23 protein-coding genes are annotated in these 26,742 nt (G+C 72.6%); 10 read left to right on the forward strand and 13 right to left on the reverse strand.

Going from position 1 to position 26,742, the window contains the following annotated elements:
* Window positions 1–80 precede the first annotated feature (80 nt).
* Window positions 81–1,931 (reverse strand): dihydroxy-acid dehydratase, encoded by a 1,851-nt coding sequence (gene ilvD, locus NAMU_RS21180; protein WP_015749381.1) that lies wholly within the window; start codon window positions 1,929–1,931, stop codon window positions 81–83.
* 77 nt (window positions 1,932–2,008) lie between these two features.
* Between ilvD and NAMU_RS21185 the strand changes: the two genes are divergently transcribed.
* Genes NAMU_RS21185 through NAMU_RS21195 form a run of 3 tightly spaced genes read left to right on the forward strand, consistent with a single transcriptional unit; the run spans window position 2,009 to window position 4,954 of the window.
* Entirely contained in the window at window positions 2,009–2,848 is an 840-nt protein-coding gene (locus NAMU_RS21185; RefSeq protein ID WP_015749382.1) for a helix-turn-helix transcriptional regulator, read from the forward strand.
* A gap of 40 nt (window positions 2,849–2,888) precedes the next feature.
* A complete protein-coding gene (locus tag NAMU_RS21190) occupies window positions 2,889–3,854 on the forward strand; it encodes a LysR family transcriptional regulator (RefSeq protein WP_015749383.1) in 966 nt (321 codons plus the stop codon).
* Window positions 3,855–3,904: 50 nt separating this feature from the next.
* Entirely contained in the window at window positions 3,905–4,954 is a 1,050-nt protein-coding gene (locus NAMU_RS21195; RefSeq protein ID WP_015749384.1) for a LacI family DNA-binding transcriptional regulator, read from the forward strand.
* Between the two features lie 153 nt (window positions 4,955–5,107).
* On the opposite strand, the gene pyrF is transcribed toward NAMU_RS21195, so the two are convergent.
* From pyrF to pyrR, 9 genes are all read right to left on the reverse strand, one after another.
* A complete protein-coding gene (gene pyrF, locus NAMU_RS21200) occupies window positions 5,108–5,947 on the reverse strand; it encodes an orotidine-5'-phosphate decarboxylase (RefSeq protein WP_015749385.1) in 840 nt (279 codons plus the stop codon).
* Window positions 5,948–5,971: 24 nt separating this feature from the next.
* Window positions 5,972–6,901, reverse strand: coding sequence for an LLM class F420-dependent oxidoreductase (locus NAMU_RS21205; protein WP_015749386.1), 930 nt, complete (start codon window positions 6,899–6,901; stop codon window positions 5,972–5,974).
* Between the two features lie 39 nt (window positions 6,902–6,940).
* Window positions 6,941–7,993 (reverse strand): quinone-dependent dihydroorotate dehydrogenase, encoded by a 1,053-nt coding sequence (locus NAMU_RS21210; protein ID WP_041371221.1) that lies wholly within the window; start codon window positions 7,991–7,993, stop codon window positions 6,941–6,943.
* Between the two features lie 40 nt (window positions 7,994–8,033).
* On the reverse strand, window positions 8,034–11,408 hold the full coding sequence (carB, locus tag NAMU_RS21215; RefSeq protein WP_015749388.1) for a carbamoyl-phosphate synthase large subunit: 3,375 nt from the start codon (window positions 11,406–11,408) through the stop codon (window positions 8,034–8,036).
* A complete protein-coding gene (gene carA / locus NAMU_RS21220; RefSeq protein WP_015749389.1) occupies window positions 11,408–12,622 on the reverse strand; it encodes a glutamine-hydrolyzing carbamoyl-phosphate synthase small subunit in 1,215 nt (404 codons plus the stop codon). The genes carB and carA overlap by 1 nt, the downstream gene beginning before the upstream one ends.
* Window positions 12,619–13,143, reverse strand: a complete 525-nt coding sequence (locus NAMU_RS21225; protein ID WP_015749390.1) for a PH-like domain-containing protein — start codon at window positions 13,141–13,143, stop codon at window positions 12,619–12,621. Before NAMU_RS21225 ends, carA begins: the two co-directional genes overlap by 4 nt.
* Window positions 13,143–14,450 carry a dihydroorotase gene (locus tag NAMU_RS21230; RefSeq protein WP_015749391.1) on the reverse strand — a complete coding sequence of 436 codons (1,308 nt, stop codon included), beginning with the start codon at window positions 14,448–14,450 and terminating at the stop codon, window positions 13,143–13,145. The genes NAMU_RS21225 and NAMU_RS21230 overlap by 1 nt, the downstream gene beginning before the upstream one ends.
* Window positions 14,451–14,535: 85 nt before the next feature.
* Window positions 14,536–15,465: an aspartate carbamoyltransferase catalytic subunit gene (locus NAMU_RS21235; protein ID WP_041371224.1), complete on the reverse strand. Its 930-nt coding sequence runs from the start codon at window positions 15,463–15,465 to the stop codon at window positions 14,536–14,538.
* Window positions 15,466–15,581: 116 nt separating this feature from the next.
* Complete coding sequence (pyrR, locus tag NAMU_RS21240) at window positions 15,582–16,187, reverse strand: bifunctional pyr operon transcriptional regulator/uracil phosphoribosyltransferase PyrR (RefSeq protein WP_052308230.1); 606 nt, start codon at window positions 16,185–16,187, stop codon at window positions 15,582–15,584.
* 281 nt (window positions 16,188–16,468) lie between these two features.
* On the opposite strand from pyrR, the gene bldD reads away from it, so the two are divergent.
* On the forward strand, window positions 16,469–16,954 hold the full coding sequence (gene bldD, locus NAMU_RS21245; protein ID WP_015749394.1) for a transcriptional regulator BldD: 486 nt from the start codon (window positions 16,469–16,471) through the stop codon (window positions 16,952–16,954).
* A gap of 42 nt (window positions 16,955–16,996) precedes the next feature.
* Here the strand turns inward: bldD and nusB are convergent, their stop codons facing one another.
* From nusB to NAMU_RS21260, 3 genes are all read right to left on the reverse strand, one after another.
* Complete coding sequence (gene nusB, locus NAMU_RS21250; protein ID WP_015749395.1) at window positions 16,997–17,431, reverse strand: transcription antitermination factor NusB; 435 nt, start codon at window positions 17,429–17,431, stop codon at window positions 16,997–16,999.
* Window positions 17,432–17,445: 14 nt separating this feature from the next.
* Complete coding sequence (gene efp / locus NAMU_RS21255) at window positions 17,446–18,009, reverse strand: elongation factor P (protein WP_015749396.1); 564 nt, start codon at window positions 18,007–18,009, stop codon at window positions 17,446–17,448.
* A gap of 69 nt (window positions 18,010–18,078) precedes the next feature.
* Entirely contained in the window at window positions 18,079–19,227 is a 1,149-nt protein-coding gene (locus NAMU_RS21260) for a M24 family metallopeptidase (protein WP_041369257.1), read from the reverse strand.
* Between the two features lie 144 nt (window positions 19,228–19,371).
* Here NAMU_RS21260 and NAMU_RS21265 point away from each other — a divergent pair, with 144 nt between their 5' ends.
* The 6 genes from NAMU_RS21265 to NAMU_RS21290 all read left to right on the forward strand — a co-directional run bounded on the left by NAMU_RS21265 (window position 19,372) and on the right by NAMU_RS21290 (window position 26,731).
* Window positions 19,372–20,388 carry a LacI family DNA-binding transcriptional regulator gene (locus tag NAMU_RS21265; RefSeq protein ID WP_015749398.1) on the forward strand — a complete coding sequence of 339 codons (1,017 nt, stop codon included), beginning with the start codon at window positions 19,372–19,374 and terminating at the stop codon, window positions 20,386–20,388.
* A complete protein-coding gene (locus NAMU_RS21270; RefSeq protein WP_015749399.1) occupies window positions 20,385–21,371 on the forward strand; it encodes a 2-hydroxyacid dehydrogenase in 987 nt (328 codons plus the stop codon). Before NAMU_RS21265 ends, NAMU_RS21270 begins: the two co-directional genes overlap by 4 nt.
* A complete protein-coding gene (gene manD, locus NAMU_RS21275; protein WP_015749400.1) occupies window positions 21,371–22,588 on the forward strand; it encodes a D-mannonate dehydratase ManD in 1,218 nt (405 codons plus the stop codon). Before NAMU_RS21270 ends, manD begins: the two co-directional genes overlap by 1 nt.
* Before the next feature lie 5 nt (window positions 22,589–22,593).
* Complete coding sequence (locus NAMU_RS21280; RefSeq protein ID WP_015749401.1) at window positions 22,594–24,093, forward strand: mannitol dehydrogenase family protein; 1,500 nt, start codon at window positions 22,594–22,596, stop codon at window positions 24,091–24,093.
* A gap of 28 nt (window positions 24,094–24,121) precedes the next feature.
* Window positions 24,122–25,204 (forward strand): NAD(P)-dependent alcohol dehydrogenase, encoded by a 1,083-nt coding sequence (locus NAMU_RS21285; protein ID WP_015749402.1) that lies wholly within the window; start codon window positions 24,122–24,124, stop codon window positions 25,202–25,204.
* A gap of 120 nt (window positions 25,205–25,324) precedes the next feature.
* Window positions 25,325–26,731, forward strand: coding sequence for an MFS transporter (locus NAMU_RS21290; protein WP_015749403.1), 1,407 nt, complete (start codon window positions 25,325–25,327; stop codon window positions 26,729–26,731).
* Window positions 26,732–26,742 lie beyond the last annotated feature (11 nt).

Here is a 26,742-nt window from a genome sequence, read left to right on the forward strand (position 1 = left end):
GTTCGCGTCCACGTCACGATCGTGAAGGAACCGTTCATGGATCACGAAAGGTGGGCCGCCGCCGGCACCGGTGCCGACCGTCAGCGGCGTTCGTCCGGGACCGCCCGGACGGCGCCCCGGTCGGCCGACTGGGCGAACGCGGCATAGGCCCGCAGGGCGGTCGAGACGGCCCGCTGCCGCGCGGCCGGCCGGTATCCCCCGGTCGCTTCCCGCAGCGCACGCCGGCGGCCCAACTCGGCCTCGTCGACGACCAGGGTGACGCTACGCGCGGGGATGTCGATGCTGATCAGGTCGCCGTCGCGGACCAGTGCGATCGTCCCGCCGGCGGCGGCCTCCGGCGAGACGTGCCCGATCGACAGGCCGGATGTGCCGCCGGAGAACCGGCCGTCGGTGATCAACGCACAGGCGGCGCCCAACCCACGACCCTTGAGGAACGACGTCGGATACAGCATCTCCTGCATCCCCGGGCCGCCGCGCGGGCCCTCGTAACGGATGACGACGACGTCCCCGGCCTGCACCCGCCGGCCCAGGATCGCTGCGACGGCGTCCTCCTGCGATTCGAGGACCACGGCCGGCCCGTTGAACCGCAGGATCGACTCGTCGACCCCGGCGGTCTTGACCACGCAGCCATCCGGGGCCAGGTTGCCGCGCAGCACCGCCAGCCCGCCATCGGTGCTGTAGGCGTGCGAAACCGCGCGGATGCACCCGTTCTCGCTGTCGAGGTCGAGCGCTTCCCAGCGCTCGGATTGGGAGAACGCGGTCGCCGAGCGACGGCCGCCGGGGGCGGCGTGGAACAACTCGACCGCGGCGGCCGTGGCTCGGCCGCCCCGAACATCCCAGTCGTCGAGCCAGCCGCGCAGGTCGGGGCTGTGGATCGACCGGACGTCGCGGTGTAGCAGCCCGGCCCGGTCCAGCTCGCCCAGGATGGCCGGGATGCCACCGGCCCGGTGCACGTCCTGCACCAGGTACGCCCCGTTCGGTGCGACCTTGGCCAGACACGGGGTGTTTCGGGAGATCCGGTCGATGTCGGCCAGGGTGAAGTCGAGCTCGGCCTCGTGCGCGGCGGCCAGCAGATGCAGGATCGTGTTGGTCGACCCGCCCATCGCGATGTCCATGGCCATGGCGTTGGTGAACGCCGCCCGGCCGGCGATCGCGCGCGGCCGCACCCCATCGTCGCCGAGCTCGTAGCAGGACCGAACCAGGTCCATCACCGTGGCACCGGCCGCCTCGTACAGGGCCCGCCGGGCGGTGTGGGTGGCCAGAGTGGTGCCGTTGCCGGGCAGGGCCAGCCCGAGCGCCTCGGTCAGGCAGTTCATCGAGTTGGCCGTGAACATCCCCGAGCAGGATCCGCAGGTGGGGCAGGCGTTTTCCTCGATGCGGTCGAGATCCTCGTCGGACACCGAGGCGCTGGCCGAGTCGGCGATGGCCGTGATCAGGTTCAACCCGGTGCGGACAGTGCCGTCGACCAGGACCGCTCGGCCGCCCTCCATCGGCCCGCCGGAGACGAAGACCGTGGGGATGTTCAGCCGGAGCGCCGCCATCAGCATCCCGGGGGTGATCTTGTCGCAGTTGGAGATGCAGACCAGCGCGTCGGCGCAGTGCGCGTTGACCATGTACTCCACGGAATCGGCGATCAGATCCCGGGACGGCAGCGAGTACAGCATGCCGCCGTGGCCCATCGCGATCCCGTCGTCGACGGCGATGGTGTTGAACTCCCGGGGCACGCCGCCGGCCGCGGTGATCGCCTCAGCCACGATCCGGCCGACCGGCTGCAGGTGGGTGTGGCCGGGGACGAACTCGGTGAAGCTGTTGGCCACGGCGACGATCGGCTTGCCGATGTCGGACCCGGCGACGCCGGCCGCCCGCAGCAGGGCCCGGGCGCCGGCCATGTTCCGTCCGTGGGTCACCGTTCGGGAGCGCAGGTTCCTCATGCCCCCCAGTCAGCCAGCCGGGCGGGCCGGCGGGAAGACGCTCCTACTACTAGTACTGCCACTACTAGGCTCGCGCGGTGACCGTGGACGCCCGTCGCCGGCAGCTCGGTGATTTTCTGCGCAGCCGCCGCGGGGCGCTGTCCCGGGCCGATTTCGGGCTGCCCACCCCGGCCCGGCAACGCAGCGCCGGCCTGCGCCGGGAGGAGGTCGCGGCGCTGGCCGGGGTGAGCGTCACCTGGTACACCTGGCTCGAACAGGGCCGGGACATCAATGCCTCCCGGCAGGTGCTGCAGGCCCTGGGCCGGGTGCCACGGCTGACCGCGACGGAGTCGGCGTACCTGCTCTCCCTCGGTGGCTACACGCCGAGCGAGCCGGACCGGCCCGGGTCGGGCGAGCCGGCCCCGCCCCACCTGGCCCGGCTGCTGGACAGCCTGTGGTTCCCCGCCTTCGCGCTGTCCATGGATTGGACGATCACCGGCTGGAACGCCGCCTACGCGGCGCTGTACTCGCGGATCGAGTCGCTGCCGGCCAGCGAGCGGAACCTGCTGTGGCTGGTCTTCACCGATCCGCACCTGCGCGACATGCTCCCGCACTGGGAGCAGGACAGCCGGCACTTCGTGGCCGAATTCCGCGGTGAATCCGGAGCCCAGCTCGCCTCCGGCGCCCACTCGGCCCTCATCGCGCGACTGTCGCAGGCCAGCGGTGAGTTTCGGGAGCAGTGGGCCGATCTCACGGTCGAACGATTCGCCTCCCGTCGCCGCCAGTTCCGCCATCCCGAGGCCGGACTGCTGGAGTTCGAGCACCATCGGCTGGTGCCCTCCGACCATCCCGACCTGCATCTGATCGCGTACCTGACCGACCCGGACAGCGCGACGGCGGCGTGGTTCCGGCGCGCGGATCGCCCGGAACCGCCCTGATCGCCGGCCCCCTGATCCCGGCGACAGCGACAATCACCGGATGGATCCCCGCCGATTGCTGTTCCTGTCCGAGCTGGCCCGGCTCGGATCCATGCAGCGGGTGGCCGACGAGCTGGACGTGACGACCTCCACCGTCTCCCAGCAGATCGCGGCGCTCGGCCGGGAGCTGCGGGTACGCCTGATCGAACCGGACGGCCGCCGGGTGCGCCTGACCCCGGCCGGGCGCCGGCTGGCCGAACACGCCGCCACCATCCTGGCCGGGATCGACGCCGCCCGGCGCGATCTCGGCTCGGACGAGCCCGGGGGCACGGTCACCGTGGCCGGCTTCGCCACCGGCATCCGGCAGGCATTGATCCCGGTGATCCGCCGGCTGGCCGCCGACCGGCCGCGAATCACCCTGCACGTCCACGAACACGAGCCACCGGAGGCGATGGCCGCGCTGGCCGCCGGCGCGATCGATCTGGCCCTGGTCTACGACTACTCGCTGGCCCCGCTGCGGGTCGAACCGAGCGTCGAGGTGACCCGGCTCTGGACGGCCGCCTGGGCACTGGGCGTCCCGGCGGCGGCCGGGCCGCAAGCGATCGAGCCGGTGCCCGAACCGGCTGCGGCGGCGGACTCCCCCGCCACGCTCCGGCAATTCCGGGACCATCAGTGGATCGTCAACTCCCGCAACACCGCCGACGAGGACGCGCTGCGCATCATCGCCTCGATGGCCGACTTCGAACCCGAGATCGCCCACCGGGCCGACAGTCTGGACCTGGTCCAGGACCTGATCACGGCCGGCCACGGGGTCGGGCTGCTGCCGGCGGACGGCGCCGTCGCGCCCGGCATCCGACTGCTGCCGCTGACCAACCCGCCGGCGCTGCTGCGCGCGTTCGCGGTCACCCGGCGCGGGCACACGCAATGGGCGCCGTTGGCCCTGGTGCGCCGGATGCTCGTCGAGCACGCCTCGCGCATGACGGAGGGCAAGACAGCGGTCAGGACAGCGGGCCCGACAGCGGGCTGATCCGCCGGCCGCCGGCCACCCGCTCGAATCGTTTCGACTACGGTGTCGGTATGTCTGGCTCCCGGGCGACCCTGGCCCAGGTCGCGGCCCGCGCCGGCGTCTCGGTCTCGACCGCCTCGCTGGCCTTCAGCGGGTCCGGCCCGGTGTCGGCGGCGACCCGCGAGCGGGTGCTCGCCGCGGCCGAGCAACTGCGCTACGCCGGTCCCGACCCGCGGGGCCGCTCCCTGCGGCAGGGCCGCTCCGGGATCATCGCGGTGGTCATGGAGGACCGGGTGCTGGCCGCCTTCCGCGATCCGGTGCGCATCGCCGTGCTCGACGGGATCGCCCAGGAGACCTCGGCCCAGGGCCAGGGGCTGCTGCTGCTCTCCGACGTCGGGGAGAGCGCGGACGCCATCGGCACCGCCACCATGGACGCGGCCATCCTGCTGGCCTTCAGCTACCGCAGCGACCCCACGGTCGAACTGCTGCGCCGCCGGGTGGTCCCGCTGGTCGCCCTGGGCGGCCCCGACCACGGCCTGCTGACCATCTCCATCGACGACGAAGCGGCCAGCGCGGCGGCGGCCGCCCACCTGGCCGGCCTGGGCCACACCGACGTCGCGATCGTGACGCTGCCGCTGGTCAACGTGGATTCGCCGGCGGCCCGCGGGCCACTCACCGCCGACGCGATGCGCGCCGCCTCAGTGACGGTCTCGCTCACCCGGCTGCGCGGCGCCCGGTCGGTCTTCCCGGCCGCCGCGGGCTGGGTCAGCGCGGCCAGTTCGGTCGACGAGGGCATGATCGCCGGGCAGGCGCTGCTGGCCGATCCCGCGCGCCGGCCCACGGCGGTGATCGCGCAGAGCGACCTGCTGGCCGCCGGCGTCATCCGGGCCGCACACGAGCTCGGCCTGTCCGTGCCGGGCGAGCTGTCGGTGATCGGGTTCGACGGGATCCCGCTGGACCGGATCATCCCGCAGGACCTGACCACGATGGTGCAACCGGCCGCCGCCGAGGGCCGGGCCGCCGGTCGCGCCGTGCTGGACCTGCTGGCTGGGGAACACCCCCGGTCCACCAGCTTCCAGTGCACGTTCCACCCGGGCGCCACCACCGCCCGCCCCGCCTGACCCCACCCCCGCCGTCCAGCAGGCGCGGCCCAAGCCTTGGGTGTTGATCATGGGAAGGGTGCGGTTTTCGCGGCGCGAAAACCGCACCCTTCCCATGATCAACTTCAGCGGTTGGGGGCGCGCCGGCACACCCCCGCGGGGTCGCGGACGCGGTCAGGCCAGGGCGGTACGCAGCTCGTCCACGGTCCGGGCGGCGGCGTCGCGCAGCTTGCGCACCGAGGGCCCGGCGCCGAGCACCTGGCGGGAGGTGCTGGGCAGCAGCGCCCCGTGCGCATCGGCGAAAATGCGGCGCAGATCCTGCGCGGTCGCGCCCTGCGCACCCAGGCCCGGGGCCAGCATCGGGCCGTTCACCCCGGACAGGTCGACGCCGGTCCGGCCGATCGTCGCGCCCACCACCAGGCCGATGGAGCCGATCGGGTCGTCGCCGGCGTTGAGCGCGCCGACCTGGTCGATGATCGACTGGGCGACGGTCTTCTCGTCCTGGCCCAGCGCGTGCTGCACCTGCTGGCCCTCCGGATTGGAGGTCAGGGCCAGCACGAACAGGCCGCGGCCCTCGGCCAGCGCGACGTCCACGGTGGGCAGCAGCGAACCGAACCCCAGGTACGGCGAGACGGTCAACGCGTCGGCGGCCAGCGGCGCTTCGTGGGTGAGGTACGCGGCGGCGTAGGCGGCCATGGTGGAACCGATGTCGCCGCGCTTGCCGTCCAAGATGCTCAGCGCGCCGGCCTCGCGGCAGGAGGTGAGCACCTCCTCCAGCACGGCGATGCCGGCCGCACCGTGCGCCTCGAAGAACGCCGACTGCGGCTTGAGCACGGCCACCGTCGGGCCGAGGGCCTCCACGACTGTCATCGCGAACCGCTCCAGACCGCCGGCGTCGTCCGGCAGGTCCCAGGCCTGCAGCAGGCCGGGGTGCGGGTCGATGCCCACGCACAGGGGGCCGCGGGCGTCGATCGCGGCAACCAGGCGGTGGCCGAACGGCTCGGTGATCGTCATGCTGGCGATCTTCTCATCGCGACCTCACGCCCGCGCCCCGCCGGTGGCCGACCGGGCCGCGAGGAAGTCGATGGTCGGCGCGAGCTGGTCCCGCGCCCCGAACGGGACGGCCAGGAACTCGGTGACGCCGGCGGCCGCGAGCCGGTCGAGGCCGGCCGCCAGCACGTCCTCGTCGCCGACGATCGCCAGGTCGGCCGGACCGTCGGCCCCCTCCCGGTCGAGCATGGCGCGGTAGTTGGGCAGCTGCCCGTAGACGGCGAACTGGCGGGCGGCCCGCTCCCGGGCCGCCGCGGGGTCGTCGGTCAGGCAGATCGGCAGGCCGGCCACCACCCGGGGCGCCGGCCGGCCGGCCTCCGCGGCGGCCTCGGTCAGCACCGGAACCGTATGCCGGGCCAGGGTTTCCGGGCCGGTCATCCAGGTGACGGTGCCGTCGGTCAGCCGCCCGGCCAAGCGCAGCATCACCGGTCCGAGGGCCGCCACCAGCACGGACGGCGGCTCCGACCCGGGGATGGTCAGCCGGGCGTTCACCCGCATCGTCTCGCCGGTGAAGTCGACCCGCTCACCCCGCAGCAGCCCGCCGAGCACGGTCAGGTACTCGCGCATGTGCCGGGCCGGCTTGGTGTAGTCCAGGCCGAACATGTCCTCGATCACCGAGCGGTGGCTGGGCCCGACCCCCAGGGTCAACCGGCCGCCAGTCAGCGCCTGCACGGTCAACGCCTGCGCCGCCAGCGCGGTGGGATGGCGCGGGTAGGTGGGCACGACGGCGGTCCCGAACTCGATGCCCGGCAGCTGGGCGCCGGCGACCGCCAGCATGGTCAGCGCGTCGGCACCGAAGATCTGGGCCAGCCAGACACTGCCCGCGCCGCGCTCGGCCAGCGACCGGATCTGCTCGATCTGGTCGCCCGGGGCACTGCCTCGGCCGGCGATGTCCCCGACCCCGATGCCGATTCTCATGGTGGACGACGGTAGTCCGATCCGATCGCGCCGGGCGGCTCAGCGGGCGGCGATGGCCTTGTTCAACGAGGTCACCAGCGGCGGCCCGCCGAAGATGAACCCGGTGTAGAGCTGCAGCAGGCTGGCCCCGGCGTCGAGCATGCGCAGCCCGTCGTCGACCGTGCCGATGCCGCCGACGCCGATCACCGGCAGGTCGCAGTGGGCGGTGACGAAGCGGACCACTTCCAGCGATCGGGGGGCCAGCGGCCGCCCGGACAGCCCACCGGCTTCCGCGGCGGTGGCCGCGTCGCCGGCAGCCAGGCCCGGCCGGGTCAAGGTGGTGTTGGTGGCGATCAGCCCGGCGATGCCGCGGTCCACGCAGACCTCCAGCAGGTCGGCGATGGCCTGATCGGTCAGGTCGGGGGCGATCTTGACCAGCACCGGGACCGGCGTGCGCCGCTGCCCCAGCGACCAGGCCAGGCTGCCCGCCTCGGTGGTCAGCGCGGCCAGCAGCTCGTCCAGCGGGGCCCGATCCTGCAGGGTGCGCAGGCCCGGGGTGTTCGGGCTGGAGACGTTGACCGCGATGTAGTCCGCGAACGGGTAGACGGCGCGCAGCGAGGTCAGGTAGTCGCCGACGGCTTCGTCCACCGGAGTGATCTTGGACTTGCCCAGCGAGATGCCCAGCGGCACGCCGATCCGGCCGGTGGTGGCCAGCCGGGCGGCCAGCGCCTGCGCCCCGGAGTTGTTGAACCCCATCCGGTTGATGATCGCGCCGGAGGCGGGCAGCCGGAACAGCCGCGGCCGCGGGTTGCCCGGCTGCGGGTGCGCGGTGACGGTGCCGACCTCGACGTGACCGAAACCCAGGGCCGGCCAGGCCTTCAGGGCCACGCCGTCCTTGTCCATGCCCGCCGCCAACCCGACGGCGGACGGGAAGTCCACCCCGAAGACGGTGCGCGGGCTGGGGTGTCGACGGCGCAGGCCGCCCAGCAGGCGCAGCGCCGGGGCCGACCGGGACACCCGGGCCAGCGCGGACAGGGTCCGGTGGTGGACCACCTCCGGGTCACCCTTGCCCATCCGGAACAGCACCGGCCGGGCCACCCGCCGGTAGGCCACGCCGCCGACGCTCATCGCACTCCCCCGACCGGCATCACGCTCAGCCGGCCCATTCCCGGATCGCCCGCATCCGGCTGTGCAGCACCTGCAGCGGGGCCACCCCGACGTCCGAGCGGGTCAGCGCCTCGATGCCCTGGATGGCGGCGGCCGCCCCGGCGACCGTGGTGATGCAGGGGATGTCCGCGGCCACCGCGGCGGTGCGGATCTCGTACCCGTCGATGCGCGGCCCGGACTGGCCGTACGGGGTGTTGATCACCAGGTCGATCTTGCCGGCCCGGATCAGGTCGACCACCGTGCCCTCGCCGGTGCCCCGGTCCTGGAAGTACTTGGCCACCACCTCGACGTCCATGCCGTTGCGCTGCAACATCTCCGCGGTGCCCTCGGTGGCCACGATCTTGAAGCCGAGGTCGGCCAGACGCTTCACCGGGAAGACCATCGAGCGCTTGTCGGCGTTGGCCACCGAGACGAACACGGTGCCCTTGGTCGGCAGCGACCCGTAGGCGGCGGTCTGCGATTTCGCGAACGCCGGCCCGAAACTGGTGTCCACGCCCATCACCTCACCGGTGGAGCGCATCTCCGGCCCGAGCAGCGAGTCGACCCCGCTGCCGTCGGCCCGGCGGAACCGGTGGAACGGCAGCACCGCTTCCTTCACCGCGACCGGCGCGCCGACCGGCAGGGTGCCGCCGTCGCCGGAGGCCGGCAGCATGCCTTCCTCCCGCAGCTGCGCGATGGTGGCGCCGAGCATGATCCGGGAGGCGGCCATGGCCAGCGGCACCGCGGTGGCCTTGGACGAGAACGGCACGGTGCGCGACGCTCTCGGGTTGGCCTCGAGCACGTAGAGCACCTCGTCCTTGAGCGCGTACTGCACGTTCAGCAGCCCGCGCACCCCCACCCCCAGGGCGATGGCCTCGGTGTGCGCGCGGACCTTGGCGATGTCGCTGCGGCCCAGGGTGATCGGCGGCAGCACGCAGGCCGAGTCGCCGGAATGGATGCCGGCCTCCTCGATGTGCTCCATCACCCCGCCCAGGTACACCTCGGTGCCGTCGCACAGGGCGTCGACGTCGATCTCCAGGGCGTCGTCGAGGAACTTGTCGACCATGACCGGCCGGTCGGCCGAGACCTCGGTCGCCCGGGAGATGTAGTCGGCCAGCGACGGCTCGTCGTAGACGATCTCCATGCCGCGGCCGCCGAGCACGTAGGACGGGCGGACCAGCACCGGGTAGCCGATCGTCGAGGCCACCGCCTGCGCATCCGGGAAGGACACCGCCATCCCGTAGGCCGGCGCGGGCAGCCCGGCCTCGCGCAGCAGGGTGCCGAAGCGGTCCCGGTCCTCGGCCAGGTCGATCGCGTCCGGCGAGGTGCCCAGGATGGTCACGCCGGCCTGCTGCAGCTCGGCCGCCAGCTTCAGCGGCGTCTGCCCGCCCAGGGTCGGGATCACCCCGGCCACCGTGCCGGACTGCCGCTCGGCGTGGATGACCTCGAGCACGTCCTCGACCGTCAGCGGCTCGAAGTAGAGCCGGTCGGAGGTGTCGTAGTCGGTGGACACGGTCTCCGGATTGCAGTTGACCATCACGGTCTCGTACCCGGCCGCCCGCAGCGCCAGGGCCGCGTGCACGCAGGAGTAGTCGAACTCGATGCCCTGCCCGATCCGGTTCGGACCCGAGCCCAGGATGATCACCTTGGGCTTCTCGGTCTGCGGCGCGACCTCTGATTCGGCCGCCGCGTCGGTCTCGTACGCCGAGTAGTGGTACGGGGTGGTGGCCGCGAACTCGGCCGCGCAGGTGTCCACCGTCTTGTAGACCGGGCGGATCCCGTTGGCCCAGCGGTACTCCCGCACCTGCTGCTCGTCGGCGACATCGGCGCGCAGCGCGGCGATCTGCCGGTCGGACAGGCCGTAGCGCTTGGCCTTGCGGACCAGCTCGGGGGTCAGCGCCGGGGCGTCGCGCACCGTGTGGCCGACCTGCCGGACCAGGTCCATCTGGTCCAGGAACCACGGGTCGATCCGGGTCGCCGCGTGCAGCTGCTCGACCGTGGCCCCCGCTTCCAGCGCCTGCATGACGCCGTAGACCCGGCCGTCCAGCGGGGTTTTCAGGTGCTCCAGCAGCGCGGCCAGCTCGACGTCCGCGGCCGGGGCGGTCCAGAAACCGCCCGCCTTGGTCTCCATCGAGCGCATCGCCTTGCCCAGCGACTCGGCGAACGAGCGGCCGATGGCCATGGCCTCGCCGACCGACTTCATGGTCGTGGTCAGCGTGGGGTCGGCGCCCGGGAACTTCTCGAAGGCAAAGCGCGGGATCTTGGTGACCACGTAGTCCAGCGTCGGCTCGAACGCGGCCGGGGTGGCCCTGGTGATGTCGTTGGCGATCTCGTCCAGGGTGTAGCCGATGGCCAGCTTGGCGGCGATCTTGGCGATCGGGAAGCCGGTGGCCTTGGAGGCCAGTGCCGACGAGCGGGAGACCCGGGGGTTCATCTCGATGACGATGATCCGCCCGTTCTCCGGGTTGACCGCGAACTGGATGTTGCAGCCGCCGGTGGCCACGCCGACCGCGCGCAGGATGGCCAGGCCCAGGTCACGCATCCGCTGATACTCGCGGTCGGTCAGCGTCATCGACGGGGCGACGGTGATCGAGTCACCGGTGTGCACGCCCATCGGGTCCAGGTTCTCGATGGAGCAGACGACGACCGCGTTGTCGTGGCCGTCGCGCATCAGCTCCAGCTCGAACTCCTTCCAGCCCAGCACGCTCTCCTCGATCAGCACCGAGGCGTGCACGTTCTGGTTGCCGTCCCCGGGACCGAAGGAGGCCTGCGAGGCGGCCAGCCCGCCGCCCGCGATCCGCTCGACATCGGCGTCGGTGTAGGCCATCCCGGAACCCAGGCCGCCCATGGTGAAGGACGGCCGGACGACCACCGGCAGGCCGAGCTCGGCGACCGCGGCCCGGACCTCGTCCATCGTGTGGCAGACCGCGGAGCGCGGCACGTCGCCGCCGACGGCCCGGACCACGTCCTTGAAGATCTGCCGGTCCTCACCCCGGTTGATGGCCGGGATGTCGGCGCCGATCAGCTCGACCCCGTACTTGTCCAGCACGCCCCGCTCGTCCAGCGCGATCGCGGTGTTCAGCGCGGTCTGCCCGCCCAGGGTGGCCAGCACGGCGTCGATCCGGTGCCCGCGGGCCTGCTGGTCGGCCAGCAGCTTTTCCACGAACTCGGCGTTGATCGGCTCGATGTAGGTGGCGTCGGCGAACTCCGGATCGGTCATGATCGTGGCCGGATTGGAGTTGATCAGTGAGACCCGGATGCCCTCCTCCCGCAGCACCCGGCAGGCCTGGGTGCCCGAGTAGTCGAACTCGCAGGCCTGCCCGATGACGATCGGGCCGGAGCCGATCACCAGGACGTGATTGATGTCGGTACGGCGAGGCATCAGGCAGAAACCTTCCCAGTGGCGGACTTCGTGCTCGCGGCTGGGCCGGCCGCCGCTCCGGTGGCCATCAGCTCGACGAACCGGTCGAACAGGTAGCCGGCGTCGTGCGGGCCGGCTGCCGCCTCCGGATGGAACTGCACCGAGAAGGCCTGCCGATCAAGGCATTCCAACCCCTCGACGACGCCGTCGTTCAGGCAGCTGAAGGCGACCTGGACCCGGCCGAACTCGGTGTCGCTGACCCGGTCGATCGGCGCGTCCACCGCGAAGCCGTGGTTGTGCGCGGTGACCAGCACCCGGCCGGTCGCGTGGTCGCGCACCGGCTGGTTGATGCCGCGGTGCCCGAACTTGAGCTTGAACGTGCCGAAACCCAGGGCCCGGCCCAGGATCTGGTTGCCGAAGCAGATGCCGAACAGCGGGATCCCGGCGGTCAGGACGTCCCGGGTCAGCGCGACCATGGCGTCGGCGGTGGCCGGGTCGCCCGGGCCGTTGGACAGGAACACCCCGTCCACGCCGAGCGCGCGGATCTGCTCGATGGTGGTGGTCGCGGGCAGCACGTGCGTGCGGATGCCGCGCGCGGCCAGCATTCTCGGCGTGTTCGCCTTGATGCCCAGGTCGATCGCGGCGACCGCGAAGCGCTCGGTCCCGTCGGCCGGGATGACGTGGCCCGCCTCGGTGCTGACCTCGCCGGTCAGGTCGGCGCCGGCCATCGACGGCTGGGCCCGCACCTGCTCGAGCATGGCCGCCACCGTCAGCTCCGGGGTGCCGACCTGGTCACCGGCGAAGATGCCGCAGCGCATGGCGCCCGCGGTGCGCAGCCGGCGGGTGAGCGCCCGGGTGTCCACCCCGGCGATGCCGACGATGCCCTGCCGGGCCATCTCTTCCGGCAGCGAGGAGGTCGCGCGCCAGTTCGACGGCCGCGGGGCCAGGTCGCGGACCACGAACCCGGCCACCCAGATGGCGCCGGACTCGTCGTCGGACACCCCGTACCCGGCGCCGTCGGCCGATCCGGAGCCGGCCACCCAGCCGGTGTTGCCGATCTGCGGTGCGGTGGCCACCACGACCTGGCGGCGGTAGGACGGGTCGGTCAGCGTCTCCTGGTAGCCGGTCATCCCGGTGGTGAACACCGCCTCGCCGAAGGCGGTCCCCGACGCGCCGAAACCCTCGCCGTGGTAGACGGTGCCGTCTTCCAGGACCAGTACGGCCGGTGCGCTCATGTGGTCGCCTCCTCGCTCTTGCCGGGGTTGCCGGCCAGCAGATCCTTGGCCGCGACCAGGAACTCGGCCTGGCTGTCGCGGTCGTCGGCCCGCAGGCCGCTGTCCAGTTCGCTGGACCCGAGCCGCCAGCGGATGATCAGGATGCCGTCGGCCTGGGCCATCACCTTGCCGGCGATGCCGGGCGCGGTGGTGACCTCGATCAGGTCCTGGACGGGCACGAAGATCGGGTCGGCGCCGTCCCGGTCGATCAGGATGCCGTCGTCGGTCAGCCGGACCAGGGCGTCGGCCCGCACGCCCAGCCCGCGGGCGACGATCCGGTCCTGCCAGTGGCCGGCGGTCGTGGTCGAGACGTACAGCCCGGTCAGCGGCGGGGTCCGCACCTCGCCGAGCGTGTTGGGCACGGTCGGCAGCTCGGGCAGGCTGGACTGCCGCCCGCCGCGGTGCCGCCAGCCGACCCACATGCCCCAGGCGGCCAGCACGCAGACCAGGGCCAGACCCACGACCCACAGGGTGCGTTCCATCAGCTCTCCGCTCCCAGGGCCACGCCGGCCGACGCGGTCCGCCGGCCCCGCAGGTAGGTGGCGACGACCCGGCCGGGCAGCTCCATCCCCTCGAAGGGGGTGTTGCGGGACAGCGAGGCGAAGTCCGCGCCGCGCACCGTCCAGCTCGCCTGCGGGTCCAGGAGCACCAGGTTGGCCGGCTCGCCGGCGGCGATCGGCCGGCCCTGGTCGGTCAGGCCGCCGATCCGGGCCGGCGCCTCGGCCATCACCCGGGCCACCCCGCGCCAGTCCAGCAGGCCGGTGCGGACCATCGTGGCGATGACCACCGAGAGCGCGGTCTGCAGCCCGAGCATGCCGGGACTGGCGTTGTCCCACTCGGTTTCCTTGTCCTGGCTGGCGTGCGGGGCGTGGTCGGTGGCCACGATGTCGATCACGCCGGTGGCCAGCCCCGTCCGCAGAGCGCGCACGTCGGCCTCGGTCCGCAGCGGCGGGTTCACCTTGAACACCGGGTCGTAGCCCTGCGCCCGCTCGTCGGTGAGCAGCAGGTGGTGCGGGGTCACCTCGGCGGTGACGTTCGTGCCGCGCTTCTTGGCCGCGGCCACCACCTCCACACTGCCCGCGGTGGACAGGTGGCACACGTGCAGCCGGGAGCCGACGTGGTCGGTGAGCAGGCAGTCGCGGGCGATGATCGCCTCTTCGGCCACCGCCGGCCAGCCGGTCAGACCGAGCCGGGCGGACACCTCCCCCTCGTGCATCTGCGCGCCCTGGGTCAGACGCGGTTCCTGCGCGTGCTGGGCGATCACCCCGCCGAACGCCTTGACGTACTCCAGGGCCCGGCGCATCAGCAGCGGGTCGGAGACGCAGTCACCGTCGTCGGAGAACACCCGCACCCGCGCCGCCGAGGTGGCCATCGCGGCCAGCTCGGCCAGCTTCTGGCCCTTGCGGCCGACGGTGACCGCGCCGATCGGGTGCACGTCGACCAGTCCGGTCTGCTCGCCGAGCCGCAGCACCTGCTCGACGACCCCGGCGGTGTCCGCGGTCGGGTCGGTGTTGGGCATGGCGAACACCGCGGTGTAGCCGCCGAGCGCGGCCGCGGCCGACCCGGTGGCCACCGTCTCGGCGTCCTCCCGGCCCGGCTCGCGCAGGTGGGTGTGCAGGTCGACCAGGCCGGGCAGCACGACCAGCCCGGCCGCGTCCACCACCTCGGCGTCCCGGGCCCGCGGGTCGGCGGCGGCGTCGGCCCCGACGGCGGCGATCACCCCGTCCACCACCAGGATGTCGGCGGGCTGTTCCCCGTACGGGGCCCCACCGGTGATCAACACGCTCACAGCGCCGCCCTCCCGGGGCACCTCGCAGGCTCGGTCGCCCCGAGGGCGCCGCTCCTGTGCCTATGGTTCGCTCGGCCAGCCTCGCTCACAATCCACCATCCATCTCGCCGGAGAGCAGCAGATACAGCACGGCCATCCGCACGGTCACCCCGTTGGCGACCTGCTCGACGATCACCGAGTTGACCCCGTCGGCCACGCCCGGGGTGATCTCCATGCCCCGGTTCATCGGGCCGGGGTGCATGACGATTGCGTCGTCGGCCAGCAGCGCGCGGCGCCGTTCGTCCAGCCCGTACCCGCGGCTGTACTCGCGCTCGGTCGGGAAGAACGCGCCGCTCATCCGCTCCCGCTGCACCCGCAGCATCATCACGGCATCGGCCCCGGTCAGCGCGCCGTCCAGGTCGTAGGACACCTGCGCGGGCCAGGCGTCCACCCCGACCGGGACCAGGGTGGGCGGCGCAACCAGGGTGACCTGCGCGCCCAGGGTGGACAGCAGCAGCACGTTGGACCGGGCCACCCGCGAGTGCAGCACGTCGCCGACCACCACGATCCGCCGGCCGTCCAGCCGGCCCAGGTGCCGGCGCAGGGTGAAGGCGTCCAGCAACGCCTGGGTGGGGTGCTCGTGGGTGCCGTCGCCGGCGTTGATCACGTGCCCGTCCACCCAGCCGGAGAGCTGCTGCGGCGCCCCGGAGGCCGAGTGCCGGCAGACGACGGCGTCGGCGCCCATGGCCTGCAGGGTCCAGGCGGTGTCCTTGAGCGACTCGCCCTTGGACACCGACGAACCCTTGGCCGAGAAGTTGATGACGTCGGCGGACAGGCGCTTGGCGGCCAGCTCGAACGAGATCCGGGTCCGGGTGGAGTCCTCGAAGAACAGGTTGACCACGGTGCGCCCGCGCAGGGTGGGCAGCTTGCGCACCTCCCGGCCGGCCATCGCCTGGTCGATCCGCTCGGCGGTGTCCAGGATCAGCTCGGCCGAGCCGCGGGTCAGGTCGCCGGCCGAGAGCAGGTGCCGCGGCATGGTCGGCACGACGGGCTCGTTCGACCCGGTCGGGGCGGCCGCCGCGCCCGGCGCCCCGGTCGGGGCGGTCGAGGTCGGGGTCGGGCGAGCGGTGGGCACGTGCGCAGCGGTCGTCGTCATGACGTCCCTTCCCCGGGCAGTCCGGTGATCTCCTCGCGGGTGGGCACGGCGCGGGCCAGCTCGACGCTGTCCAGCCCGTCGATCTCGACCAGGTGCACAGCAACGTCGTCGCCGAAGGCGGTCGGGATGTTCTTGCCCACGTAGTCGGCCCGGATCGGCAGCTGCCGGTGGCCGCGGTCGACCAGGACGGCGAGCTGCACGACCGCCGGCCGGCCGTGATCGCGCAGCGCGTCCAGGGCGGCCCGGATGGTGCGCCCGGAGTACAGGACGTCGTCGACCAGGACGACGGTGGCGTTGTCCAGCCCGCCGGCCGGGATCCGCGTCTCCTCCAGCGCCCGGGGCGGGCGGCGGCGCAGGTCGTCGCGGTAGAGAGTGATGTCCAGGGAACCGACCGGGATCGGGCGGCCGGTGAAGGCGGTGAGCCGGTCGGCCAGGCGCTTGGCCAGGTGGACCCCGCGGGTCGGGATGCCGAGCAGGACGATGGGCTGCTCGCCGTTGCGTTCGAGGATCTGGTGGGCGATCCGGTCGATGGTCCGGGCGATCTGGGCGCCGCCCAGAATCTCGGTGAGGATCTCGGGTGCGCCGGCCACGGGCTGGGCCACCGACTGGGCCACGGACCGAGCGCTGGACGTGCTGGCCTGAGCAGGACGCGCGTGCACCTGGTGCAGACCTCCTTTCCCGCCTCACTGGACGGTCCTTAAAGGGTGGTCGACGGGCAATGCTACCAACGGATTCCGGGGCGCCCGAGCCATCGCGCAACGGTGCCGAGGAATCCGGACGAACGGGATGTCACTGGCATGCTGGACGTGAGTGCGACTACTCTGCGTATACACTTCCAAGTTGCGTCACCGTACTCGCACCATCCAGCTTCAGGGAGCCGTCAATGACCCAGGACTACGCCCACGCCCTGGGCGCCCGTTTGCGCGCGATCCGGGCCCAGCAGGGCCTGAGCCTGCACGGGGTCGAGGAGAAGTCAGAGGGTCGTTGGAAGGCCGTCGTGGTCGGCTCCTACGAGCGGGGCGACCGGGCCGTCACCGTGGCCAAGTTGGCCGAACTGGCGGAGTTCTACGGGGTGCCGGTGGCCGAACTGCTGCCCGACGCGCGGGCCACCCGGCGCGGCGCGCCGAGCCCCAAGCTGGTCATCGACCTGCAGCGGCTGGCCGAACTGCCCACCCATCAGGCGGGCCCGCTGGCCCGGTACGCGGCCGCCATCCAGTCCCAGCGCGGCGACTACAACGGCAAGGTGCTGACCATCAGGTCCGAGGATTTGCGATCACTGGCCGTGATCTATGACATGACCGCGGAGGACCTGACCGACCAGTTGGTCTCCTGGGGCGTGCTGCCGGCCGGCACCGAGCTGAGCGACTGAGTCCGGCCGTCGGACCTGACCCGGCCGCGTGGCCCGGCCGGGTCAGGCGCCGCGCAGCTGCGGCGTGATCGCCGCGATCTGCCCGAGCACCCCGTTGACGAAGCGCGGCGAATCGTCGGTGGACAGGATCTTGGCCGAGTCCACCGCCTCGTTGACCACGACCGCCGGCGGCACCTCGGTGGAGTAGAGCAACTCGTAGACCGCGATCCGCAGGATCGCCCGGTCCACCGCCGGCATCCGATCGACGGTCCAGCCGCGGGAATGTTCGGCCAGCAGCGTGTCCACCCGGTCCTGGTGCTCGACGAAGCCGCGCACCAGGCCCTCGGCGTAGTCGCCGATCGGCGTCCAGGAATGCCGGTCCGGGCCGGTCGGCTCCTCCATCCGCTCGCTCAGGACGACCAGCGGGTCGACTCCACGGGCCTCGGCGGCGAACAGCACGTCGAGGGCGCGCTTGCGGGACTTGCTGCGGGCTGACATCAGGCGATCAGATCTCAGCTGTTGACGCGGCCGAGGTACCGGCCGTCGCGGGTGTCGACCTTGATCTTGTCGCCGGTGTTGAGGAACAGCGGCACCGCGATCTCCGCCCCGGTCTCCAGAGTGGCCGGCTTGGTACCGCCGGTCGACCGGTCGCCCTGCAGGCCCGGGTCGGTGTGCGAGACGACGAGCTCGACCGAGGCCGGCAGCTCGACGTAGAGCACCACGCCCTCGTTCTGCGCGATCAGCGCTTCCTGGTTCTCCAGCAGGTAGTCGGCGGCGGAGCCCACCGTCGCGGCCGGGATGTGGATCTGGTCGTAGGTGTCGCCGTCCATGAAGACGTACTCGGAGCCGTCCTTGTACAGGTAGGTCATGTCCCGCTTGTCCACGGTCGCGGTCTCGACCTTGACGCCGGCGTTGAAAGTCTTGTCCACGACCTTGCCGGAGAGCACGTTCTTCAGGGTGGTCCGCACGAACGCCGGCCCCTTGCCCGGCTTGACGTGCTGGAACTCGGTGATGGTCCACAGCTGGCCCTCGAGGTTGAGGACGAGCCCGTTCTTGAAATCACTGGTGCTGGCCATAGTGCGGGTGCTGCGCCTTTCGCTGTTCGACCGATCCTCGGCAGACCGGGCCGGGCCCGGTTCGGCGGCTCAGAGCACGCCGAGATCCTTGGAGGTCTGGGTGAGGACGTGATACCCGTCGGGGCGGATCACGCCACTGTCCTCGATGCGCACCCCGCCCCGCCCCGGCAGGTACACCCCGGGCTCGACGGTCACGCACATGTCGGAGGCCATGATACTGGCCGCACCGCGAGCCAGAGCCGGTGCTTCGTGGATCTGCAGGCCGACCCCGTGCCCCAGGCCGTGGGCGAACTGCGGTCCGTACCCGGCGTCCTCGATGACGCCGCGGGACGCCGCGTCCACCGCGTCGCCGCTGGCCCCGATCACGCAGGCCGCGCGGCCGGCCGCCTGGGCCGCGTGCACCAGGTCGTAGATCTCCCGCTGCCAGGCCTGCGGCTCGCCCAGCACGAAGGTGCGGGTCATGTCCGAGTGGTAGCAGTCGACCTCGGCGCCGAAATCCAGCTTGACGAAGTCGCCGCGCTGCAGGACCGCGGTGGTGGGCCGGTGGTGCGGGATGGCGCTGTGCGGGCCGGCGGCCACGATCGTCTCGAAGGCCGGGTCCTGCGCCCCGAGCTCGCGCATCCGCTGGTCCAGCTCCAGGCCGACCGCCCGTTCGGTGCGGCCCGGGCGCAGGCCGCCGGCCGCGATCAGGTCGGCCAGGGCCTGGTCGGCGACCTGGCAGGCCCGGCTCAGGGCGTCGATCTCGGTCGGGTCCTTGATCACCCGGGCCGCCTCGACCACGTCCAGCGTGGTGCGCAGGCTGACCGGCCGGGGCCGCTCGCGGGCCACCGCCGCGAGCACGTCGTAGGCCGCGACCGGGAGCGAGCGGGCCTCGAAACCGACGCTGCCGGCCGGCGCGCCCCGCAGCAGGGCCACGTCACAGGGCCGGGCGATCAGCCGGGGCAGGTCGGGCACCTGCTCCTGCGATTGCAGGGTGTACCGGCCGTCGGTGCAGAACCGGGTGCGCGGATCGGCCTCATCGGTGGTCCGTTCCGTGTGGCCGTGCGCCTGCTCGGGCTCCTCGTCGTCCGCCGCGACCAGCAGCAGCGCGGCGTTGGAGCCGGTGAAGCCGGTCAGGTAGCGCACGTTGATCAGGTCGGTGACCAGCAGGGCGTCGATGCCGTCGGCGACGAGCGCGGCGCGGACGGTGGACCGGCGGGTGCGGTGCAAGGACGTCACGAGCGTCGATGGTAGGCCGACCGCGGCCGGCACGGCCCGGCCCGGGCCGCTCTTCTGGCAACTCTTGACAAGCTTGCGCAAGCTTGTCATTGTTTGTCAGTCACCGCACTGCGGCGGTGACCGCGAACTCCAGGAGGTGGCCCCATGGCGGCAACCCTCACCGATGTGGCGAAGCGGGCCGGCGTGGCCCTGTCCACCGCGTCCCGCGCCTTTTCCGACCCCGATCGGCTCGGGCCGGCAACGTTGCGCAAGATTCTGGCCGTCGCCCAGGACCTCGGTTACCAGGCCCCGGCCGCCCGGCTGGTCGACCCCGCCACCGACGACGACACCACCACCGTGGCCGTGGTCGTGCCCGACATCGGCAACCCGGTGTTCGCCGCGTTCGTCAAGGCGGCCCAGTCGCAGGGCTGGTTCCGCCGGCAGACCGTCGTGCTGGCCGACACCGACCTGAACCCCGACCGCGAGCGGGACGTGCTCAGCCACCTGCGGGACAAGGTCGACGGCATCATCATCAGCTCGCCGCGGCTGGAGGCCGAGCAGATCCTGGCCCTGTGCCCGCGCATCCCGGTGGTGCTGGTGAACCGGCAGACCCCGGGCACCGACTGCGTCATCGCCGATGCGACCGACGGCCTGCGGCAGACCATCGACTACCTGCGCGCACTGGGCCACCACCGCATCGCCTACGTGCAGGGCTCGCCACAGTCCTGGTCCAACGACCATCGCGTCACCCTGGTCCGCGAGTTGACCGCCGAGGCCGGGATGGACCTGCAGGTCCTGGGCTGGCAGGCGGAGACCGTGGCCGGCGGCACGGCCGCCGCGGCCAGCGTGGTGGCCACCGGAGCCTCCGCCGTCATCACCCACAACGACCTGATGGCCCTGGGCGTGATGGCCGGCGCCCGCGCCCTGGGCGTGCGGGTGCCGGAGGACCTGAGCGTGGTGGGCATCGACGACATCCCGGTGGCCGCGATCACCCACCCCAGCCTGACCAGCGTGTCGGTGCCGATGGCCCGCATGGGGGTGGCGGCGATGGAATCGCTCGAGCGCAATCTCGTCGAGCGGCAGACCCCGCGCCTGGTGCGGATGCCCACCCAGCTCGTCGTCCGCCAGTCCACCGGTCCGGCCGCCACCGCCGCGGCCACCAGCACGGGAGCCTCCGCATGAACCCCGACCTGAACGTGGTCGTCCTGGACGACAACATCGCCCGCTTCCGCGACGATTTCGAGTCCCGGCTGCCGGCCGGCGCCCACGCGAGCTTCCCCGACCGGACCGACGAGACGGCCGTGCAGGATTCGCTGCGCGACGCGCACGTGCTGGTCAGCGCGGCCTTCACCGCCGACACCGCGGCCATGGCCAAGGATTTGCTGCTGCTGCTGGTGCCCGGGGCCGGCCTGAACGGGGTCGACCGGGCCGCGCTGCCGGCGGATGTGCCGGTCTGCAACACCTTCCACCACGAGGATTCGATCGCCGAGTACGTGGTGGCGGCCAGCGTGCTGCTGCGCCGCGGCTTCCTGACCCAGGACGCCGCGCTGCGCACCGGCCGGTGGCACAGCCCGGTGTACCGGCCCGAGCTGCCGTACTCCCGCGCCCTGGTCGGCGCGACCGTCGGCTTCGTCGGCTTCGGCCACATCGGGCAACGCACCTGGGAGCTGTTCCGGGCATTCCGGGCGCGCGGGGTGGCCGTCACCCGGCGCGGCGACATCGACGCGGCCGCCGCCGGTCTGGAGTGGTCGGGCACCATCGCCGACCTGGACGACCTGCTCGCCGCCGCCGACGTGGTCGTGCTGTCCGCCCCGCTCACCCCGCAGACCACCGGCCTGATCGGCGCGGCCCAGCTGGCCGCGATGAAGACCGACGCGATCCTGGTCAACGTCGGCCGCGGCCCGCTGGTCGATGCCGCGTCCCTGGCGAACGCGTTGCGGGACAACGCCATCGGTGGCGCCGCGATCGACGTGTGGTGGACCTACCCGACCTCGGGCGACACCGCCGCGCCCACCGAATACCCGTTGCCGGAGTCGGCCAACGTGCTGATGACGCCGCATTCGTCCGGCCTGTCCGAGCAGACCTTCGCCGGCCGGATCGCCGACATGACCGACAACATCGCACGGCTGGCCGTCGGCCGGCCCCTGCTGAACGTGGTCGGCTGATGGCCGACAAGATCATCGCCGCGGACGTCGTCGTCACCAGTCCGGGTCGCAACTTCGTCACCCTGAAGATCACCACCGCGGACGGCGTCGTCGGCTACGGCGACGCCACCCTCAACGGCCGCGAACTGTCGGTGGCCAGCTACCTGCGCGACCACGTCGCCCCGCTGCTGGTCGGCCGCGACCCGGCCCGCATCGAGGACGCCTGGCAGTACCTGTACCGCGGCGTGTACTGGCGCCGCGGACCGGTCACCATGGCCGCGATCGGCGCGGTCGACGTGGCCCTGTGGGACATCAAGGGCCAGGTCACCGGAGTGCCGGTGTACCAGCTGCTGGGCGGCTCGGTCCGCGACCGCATCCTGTCCTACACCCACGCCACCGGCTGGGACGTCCCGGCCCTGCTGGAGAGCATCGATGCCCAGCTGGCCCGTGGGTTTCAGGCCGTCCGGGCACAGACGGGGGTGCCCGGACTCGACATCGTGTACGGGGTGACCCGCAGCGGGGCGGCTTACGAGCCGGCCGGCCGCGGGGCCGCCCCGACCGAGGAGATCTGGGACACCGACGCGTACCTGCGGTACGCCCCCACCGCCCTGGCCGCCGCCCGCGACCACGTCGGCCCGGACGTCAAGCTGCTGCACGACGCGCACCACCGGCTCACCCCGAACCAGGCCGCCCGGTTGGGCCGGGCCCTGGAGCCGGTCGACCTGTTCTGGCTGGAGGACGTCACGCCGGCGGAGAACCAGGAGGTGCTGCGCCGGGTCCGGGCGGCGACCACCGTGCCGCTGGCCATCGGCGAGGTGTTCACCACGGTGTGGGAGTTCCAGACGCTGATCACCGAGCAACTCATCGACTTCGTCCGGGCGGCGGTCTCGCACGCCGGCGGGATCAGCCCGCTGCGCCGCATCGCCGCGCTGGCCGACGTGTGGCAGATCCGGCTGGCCCCGCACGGCCCGTCGGACGTCTCGCCGATCAGCCTGGGCGCCAGCACCCATCTGGGCCTGGCCACGCCGAACTTCGCGATCCAGGAGTACATGGGCTATTCGGACCTGGTGCACGAGGTGTTCCCGCACGCCTGGACCTACGCCGACGGGCACCTGCACCCGGGCGAGCAGCCCGGCATCGGCGTCCGGCTCGACGAGAAGCTCGCCGCGCGTTTCCCCTACCAACCTGCCTACCTGCCGGTCGCCCGCCGGCGGGACGGCTCGATGACGGACTGGTGAGGACCATGACGCTCCCCCGGCTGACCGCCGCCAGCACACCCCCGGCCGCGCTGATGCACCACCGCGGCCCGCTCGAGACCGGCATCGTGCACCTGGGTCTGGGCAACTTCCACCGCGCCCACCAGGCCGTCTACACCGCCGCCGCGCTGGCCGCCCAGGACGGGCCCTGGGGCATCGCCGGCGTGGCCAGCCGCTCGGCGCGCATCGCGGATTCGTTGCGCGAGCAGGACTTCCGTTACGGCACCGTGCAGATCTCGCCGGCCGGAACCACCGTCGAGGTCCCCGCCGTGCACACCGCCGCACTCGTGGCGGCGACCCAGCCCGACGCGGTGCTGGACGCGATCGCCGCCCCCGGCACCAGGATCGTCACCCTGACCGTCACCGAGCACGGCTACACCTACTCCCCGGTCACCCACCGCCTCGACCTGGACCACCCCGGCGTGCGCGGCGACCTGGCCGGGGCCCCGCCGAGCACCACCATCGGGCAGATCGCCCGCGGCCTGCAGCGCCGGGTGCGCGCCGGCGGCGCGCCCATCACCGTGCTGTCCTGCGACAACCTGACCGCCAACGGCGAGCACACCGGCCGGCTGGTCCGGGAGTTCGTCGCCGCCCTGCCGGCCGCCGAAAGTGCCGAGCTGAGCTCCTACCTCGACACCGCCGTGCGGTTCCCGAACTGCATGGTCGATCGGATCGTGCCGGCGACCACCGACCGGTACCGCCAGGACGTCGCCCGCGCCCTGGGCGTGCGCGACGAGATCCCGGTCCCGGCCGAGCCGTTCACCATGTGGGTGCTGGAGGACGACTTCATCGCCGGCCGGCCCGCCTGGGAGCACGGGGGCGCCGTCTTCAGCGACGACGTCGAGGCCTACGAGCTGCTCAAGCTGCGCCTGCTGAACGGAACCCATTCCCTGATCGCCTATCTCGGCGCCCTGGACGAGCGCGCGATCATCCCCGACGCGGTCGCCCAGCCGTTCGTCGAGCAGGCCGCCCGCAGCGTGCTGGTCGAGGACTACCTGCCCTCGGTCCGGGTCCCGGCCGACGTCGACCTGGACGGCTACGTCGCCCAGCTGTTCCAGCGGTGGTCGAACACCGCGCTGGGCCACGGCACCCACCAGGTCGGCTCCGACGGTTCGGTCAAACTCGCCCAGCGGATCCCGGAACCGGCCCGGCTGCACCTGGACCGGGGCCGGATGCCGCACCACCTGGCCCTGACCGTGGCCGCCTACCTGCAGTGCATCGCCCCGCCGGCCGGGTTCGAGCCGGGCCGCTACGCCGCCGCGATGAGCGATCCGGCCCGCCCCGCACTGGCCGACCTGGCCGCGGCCCAGCCGGCGCCGCAGCCGTTCGTGCAGGCGGTACTGGACACCGGCCTGCTCGGCACCGACCTGGCCGGCCACCGGGAATTCGTCGACCGGGTCGCCGAGTTCCGCACGATCCTGACCACCCACGGGTCGTCCGCCGCGGCGGCCGAGGCCGCGTCGGCCGGGCTGGCCGTCTCCGCCTGACCGGCCACGAAACAAAGGGGTTTCCGCCATGACCAGCACCACCCTGCCGACCAGCACGCCCACCGGACCGGTTTCCGCCCCGGCTCCCCGGCCGACCACCACCCGGGCCGCCGTGCTGCACGGCGCCGGTGACCTGCGCACCACCGAGCTGCCGATCCCCGCTCTGGGACCGGACGACGTCCTGATCCAGGTGGCCGCGGTCGGGGTGTGCGGATCGGACATGCACTACTTCGCGCACGGCCGCAACGGCACCAATGTGTTGCGCCAGCCGACCGTGCTGGGGCACGAGGCCGCCGGCACCGTGGTCGCCGCCGGCGCCGCCGCCCCGGTCGCGGTCGGCACGGCGGTGGCGGTCGAGCCTGCCGTCGGCTGCGGCACCTGCCGCACCTGCCGGGAGGGCGACTACAACGTGTGCCCGACCGGACGGTGCTTCGGCTCCCCGCCCACCCACGGGGTGATGACCCAGTACCTGCTGGCCCCGGCCCGGGCCGTGCACCCGCTGCCCGACCAGATCGACCTGGTCACCGGCGCCCTGATCGAACCCCTGGCCGTCGCGGTCTGGGCCGTGCGGCGGGCCCAGGTGGGCCTGGGCCACCGGGTGCTGGTCACCGGAGCCGGCCCGATCGGCCTGCTGGTCGCCCAGGTGGCCCGGGCCGCCGGCGCCGCTGAGGTCACCGTGACCGACGTCAACGACGACCGGCTGGCCGTCGCCGCCGCCCTGGGCGCCACCCACACCCGCAACACCCGCACCGCCCCGCTGGTCGAGGAACCCACCTACGACCGGGTGCTGGACTGCACCGGGGTGCCGGCGGTGGTGTGGTCGGCCATCCGCACGGTGCGGCCGCACGGCCGGGTCACCGTCGTCGGTCAGGCGGCGCCCACCGTCGACGGCCTGCCGCTGGGCTACCTGCAGCGCTACGAGATCGACCTGGTCACCGCCTTCCGCTACGCCCACGCCTTCCCCACCGCGATCGCCCTGGCCGCCTCCGGCGCGGTCGACATCACCCGCCTGATCACCGGCCGCTTCCCGCTCGACCAGGCCGCTCTGGCCGTGCAGGCCCCCGGCACCGATCCCCGGCACCTCAAGGTCCTGGTCCTGCCCCAGTCCTGAACAGCGAGTCCTGAACCGCCCGTCCTGACGGCCCCGCACCGCCCGCCGGCCTCCGCCGGCTCCCCGCACTCCCATCCCGGCCTCTGCGCATCCGAATGCGCCTGTCCCCGAAGGATTCCCATGACCGAGATCGCACCCCGGGTCGGCAAGCCCGGCGAAGTGGCGCACGCCGATCCCAAGAACGTCCGGCGGGCCGCCTGGGCCGGCCTGGTCGGCACCGCCCTGGAGCAGTACGACTTCATCATCTACGGCACCGCCTCCGCGCTGATCTTCAGCAAGCTGTTCTTCCCGAGCATCTCGCCGGTCGCCGGGATGATCGCCGCGTTCTCGGCCTACGCGATCGGCTTCCTGGCCCGCCCGCTGGGCGGCCTGTTCTTCTCCCACTTCGGGGAGCGGTACGGCCGCAAGTGGGTGCTGGTCAGCACCCTGTTCCTGATGGGCGCGGCCACCTTCCTGATCGGCTGCCTGCCCACCTACGAGACGGCCGGGGTGCTGGCCCCGATCCTGCTGGTGCTGCTGCGCTTCCTGCAGGGCTTCGGCGCCGGCGCCGAGCAGGCCGGTGGCGCCACCCTGCTCACCGAGACCGCACCGCTGGGCAAGCGCGGCCGGCTGGCCTCGTTCGTCATGGTCGGCGCCGCATTCGGCACCGTGCTGGGCGCCCTGGCCTGGGTGCTCGCGCAGCTGCTGCCGGACGACGTCCTGCTGTCCTGGGGCTGGCGAATGATCTTCTGGGCCAGCCTGTTCGTCACCGTGGGCGCCTGGATCATCCGGATGAAGATGGCCGAGAGCCCGATCTTCGTCGAGCTGAAGAAGTCGGTCGACGTCGAGCACGCGGCCCCGCTGAAGGAGGTCGCCAAGCACGGCACCAAGAACGTGCTCAAGGTCATCTTCATGAACTGGGGCATCAGCACGCAGTCCTACACCTACCAGGTCTTCATGGCCTCCTACCTGATCACCTTCGTCGGGGTGGACAAGCATTTCGTGCCCAACGTGCTGCTCTACGGCGCGCTGTTCGGCTCGGCCGCGGCCTACCTGATGGGTCTGCTGTCGGACCGGTTCGGCCGCCGGCGGATGTTCCTGGTGCTGGCCGGCGCGGCCATCCTGATCCAGTTCCCGGCGTTCATGGCGGTCAACACCGGCTCGCACTTCTGGATCATCGTGGTGATGGCGCTGGGCTTCATCACGGCCGCCCAGGGCATCACCGCGGTCACCATGAGCTTCTTCCCGGAGATGTTCGGCGCCCGCTACCGCTACGCCGGGGTCACCCTGGGCCGCGAGTTCTCCTCGATCATCGGCGGCGGCATCGCCCCGTTGGTCGCCGCCGGCCTGATGGCCTGGTTCTTCAACTCCTGGATCCCGGTCGCCGGCTACATGGTGCTGACCATGGTGGTCAGCTTCCTGGTCGCCCGCACCGTCCCCGAGACGGTCAACCGCGACCTGCAGATCCTGACCGACGCCCGGCCCGGCGAGGCCCGCCCGGGCCTGACCGCGGCGAACGACGCGGCCGCCAGCCGGGTCGCCGCCTGAACCACACCCGT

The organism is Nakamurella multipartita DSM 44233 (assembly GCF_000024365.1).
GTDB lineage: Bacteria > Actinomycetota > Actinomycetes > Mycobacteriales > Nakamurellaceae > Nakamurella > Nakamurella multipartita.

What these genes read in the sequence shown, in the direction of transcription:
- ilvD (WP_015749381.1), bottom strand. Translation starts at nt 1,931, where the DNA reads ATGAGGAACCTGCGCTCCCGAACGGTGACCCACGGACGGAACATGGCC.
- NAMU_RS21190 (WP_015749383.1), top strand. Translation starts at nt 2,889, where the DNA reads ATGGATCCCCGCCGATTGCTGTTCCTGTCCGAGCTGGCCCGGCTCGGA.
- NAMU_RS21195 (WP_015749384.1), top strand. Translation starts at nt 3,905, where the DNA reads ATGTCTGGCTCCCGGGCGACCCTGGCCCAGGTCGCGGCCCGCGCCGGC.
- pyrF (WP_015749385.1), bottom strand. Translation starts at nt 5,947, where the DNA reads ATGACGATCACCGAGCCGTTCGGCCACCGCCTGGTTGCCGCGATCGAC.
- NAMU_RS21205 (WP_015749386.1), bottom strand. Translation starts at nt 6,901, where the DNA reads ATGAGAATCGGCATCGGGGTCGGGGACATCGCCGGCCGAGGCAGTGCC.
- carB (WP_015749388.1), bottom strand. Translation starts at nt 11,408, where the DNA reads ATGCCTCGCCGTACCGACATCAATCACGTCCTGGTGATCGGCTCCGGC.
- carA (WP_015749389.1), bottom strand. Translation starts at nt 12,622, where the DNA reads ATGAGCGCACCGGCCGTACTGGTCCTGGAAGACGGCACCGTCTACCAC.
- NAMU_RS21225 (WP_015749390.1), bottom strand. Translation starts at nt 13,143, where the DNA reads ATGGAACGCACCCTGTGGGTCGTGGGTCTGGCCCTGGTCTGCGTGCTG.
- NAMU_RS21235 (WP_041371224.1), bottom strand. Translation starts at nt 15,465, where the DNA reads ATGCCGCGGCACCTGCTCTCGGCCGGCGACCTGACCCGCGGCTCGGCC.
- bldD (WP_015749394.1), top strand. Translation starts at nt 16,469, where the DNA reads ATGACCCAGGACTACGCCCACGCCCTGGGCGCCCGTTTGCGCGCGATC.
- nusB (WP_015749395.1), bottom strand. Translation starts at nt 17,431, where the DNA reads ATGTCAGCCCGCAGCAAGTCCCGCAAGCGCGCCCTCGACGTGCTGTTC.
- efp (WP_015749396.1), bottom strand. Translation starts at nt 18,009, where the DNA reads ATGGCCAGCACCAGTGATTTCAAGAACGGGCTCGTCCTCAACCTCGAG.
- NAMU_RS21265 (WP_015749398.1), top strand. Translation starts at nt 19,372, where the DNA reads ATGGCGGCAACCCTCACCGATGTGGCGAAGCGGGCCGGCGTGGCCCTG.
- NAMU_RS21270 (WP_015749399.1), top strand. Translation starts at nt 20,385, where the DNA reads ATGAACCCCGACCTGAACGTGGTCGTCCTGGACGACAACATCGCCCGC.
- manD (WP_015749400.1), top strand. Translation starts at nt 21,371, where the DNA reads ATGGCCGACAAGATCATCGCCGCGGACGTCGTCGTCACCAGTCCGGGT.
- NAMU_RS21280 (WP_015749401.1), top strand. Translation starts at nt 22,594, where the DNA reads ATGACGCTCCCCCGGCTGACCGCCGCCAGCACACCCCCGGCCGCGCTG.
- NAMU_RS21285 (WP_015749402.1), top strand. Translation starts at nt 24,122, where the DNA reads ATGACCAGCACCACCCTGCCGACCAGCACGCCCACCGGACCGGTTTCC.
- NAMU_RS21290 (WP_015749403.1), top strand. Translation starts at nt 25,325, where the DNA reads ATGACCGAGATCGCACCCCGGGTCGGCAAGCCCGGCGAAGTGGCGCAC.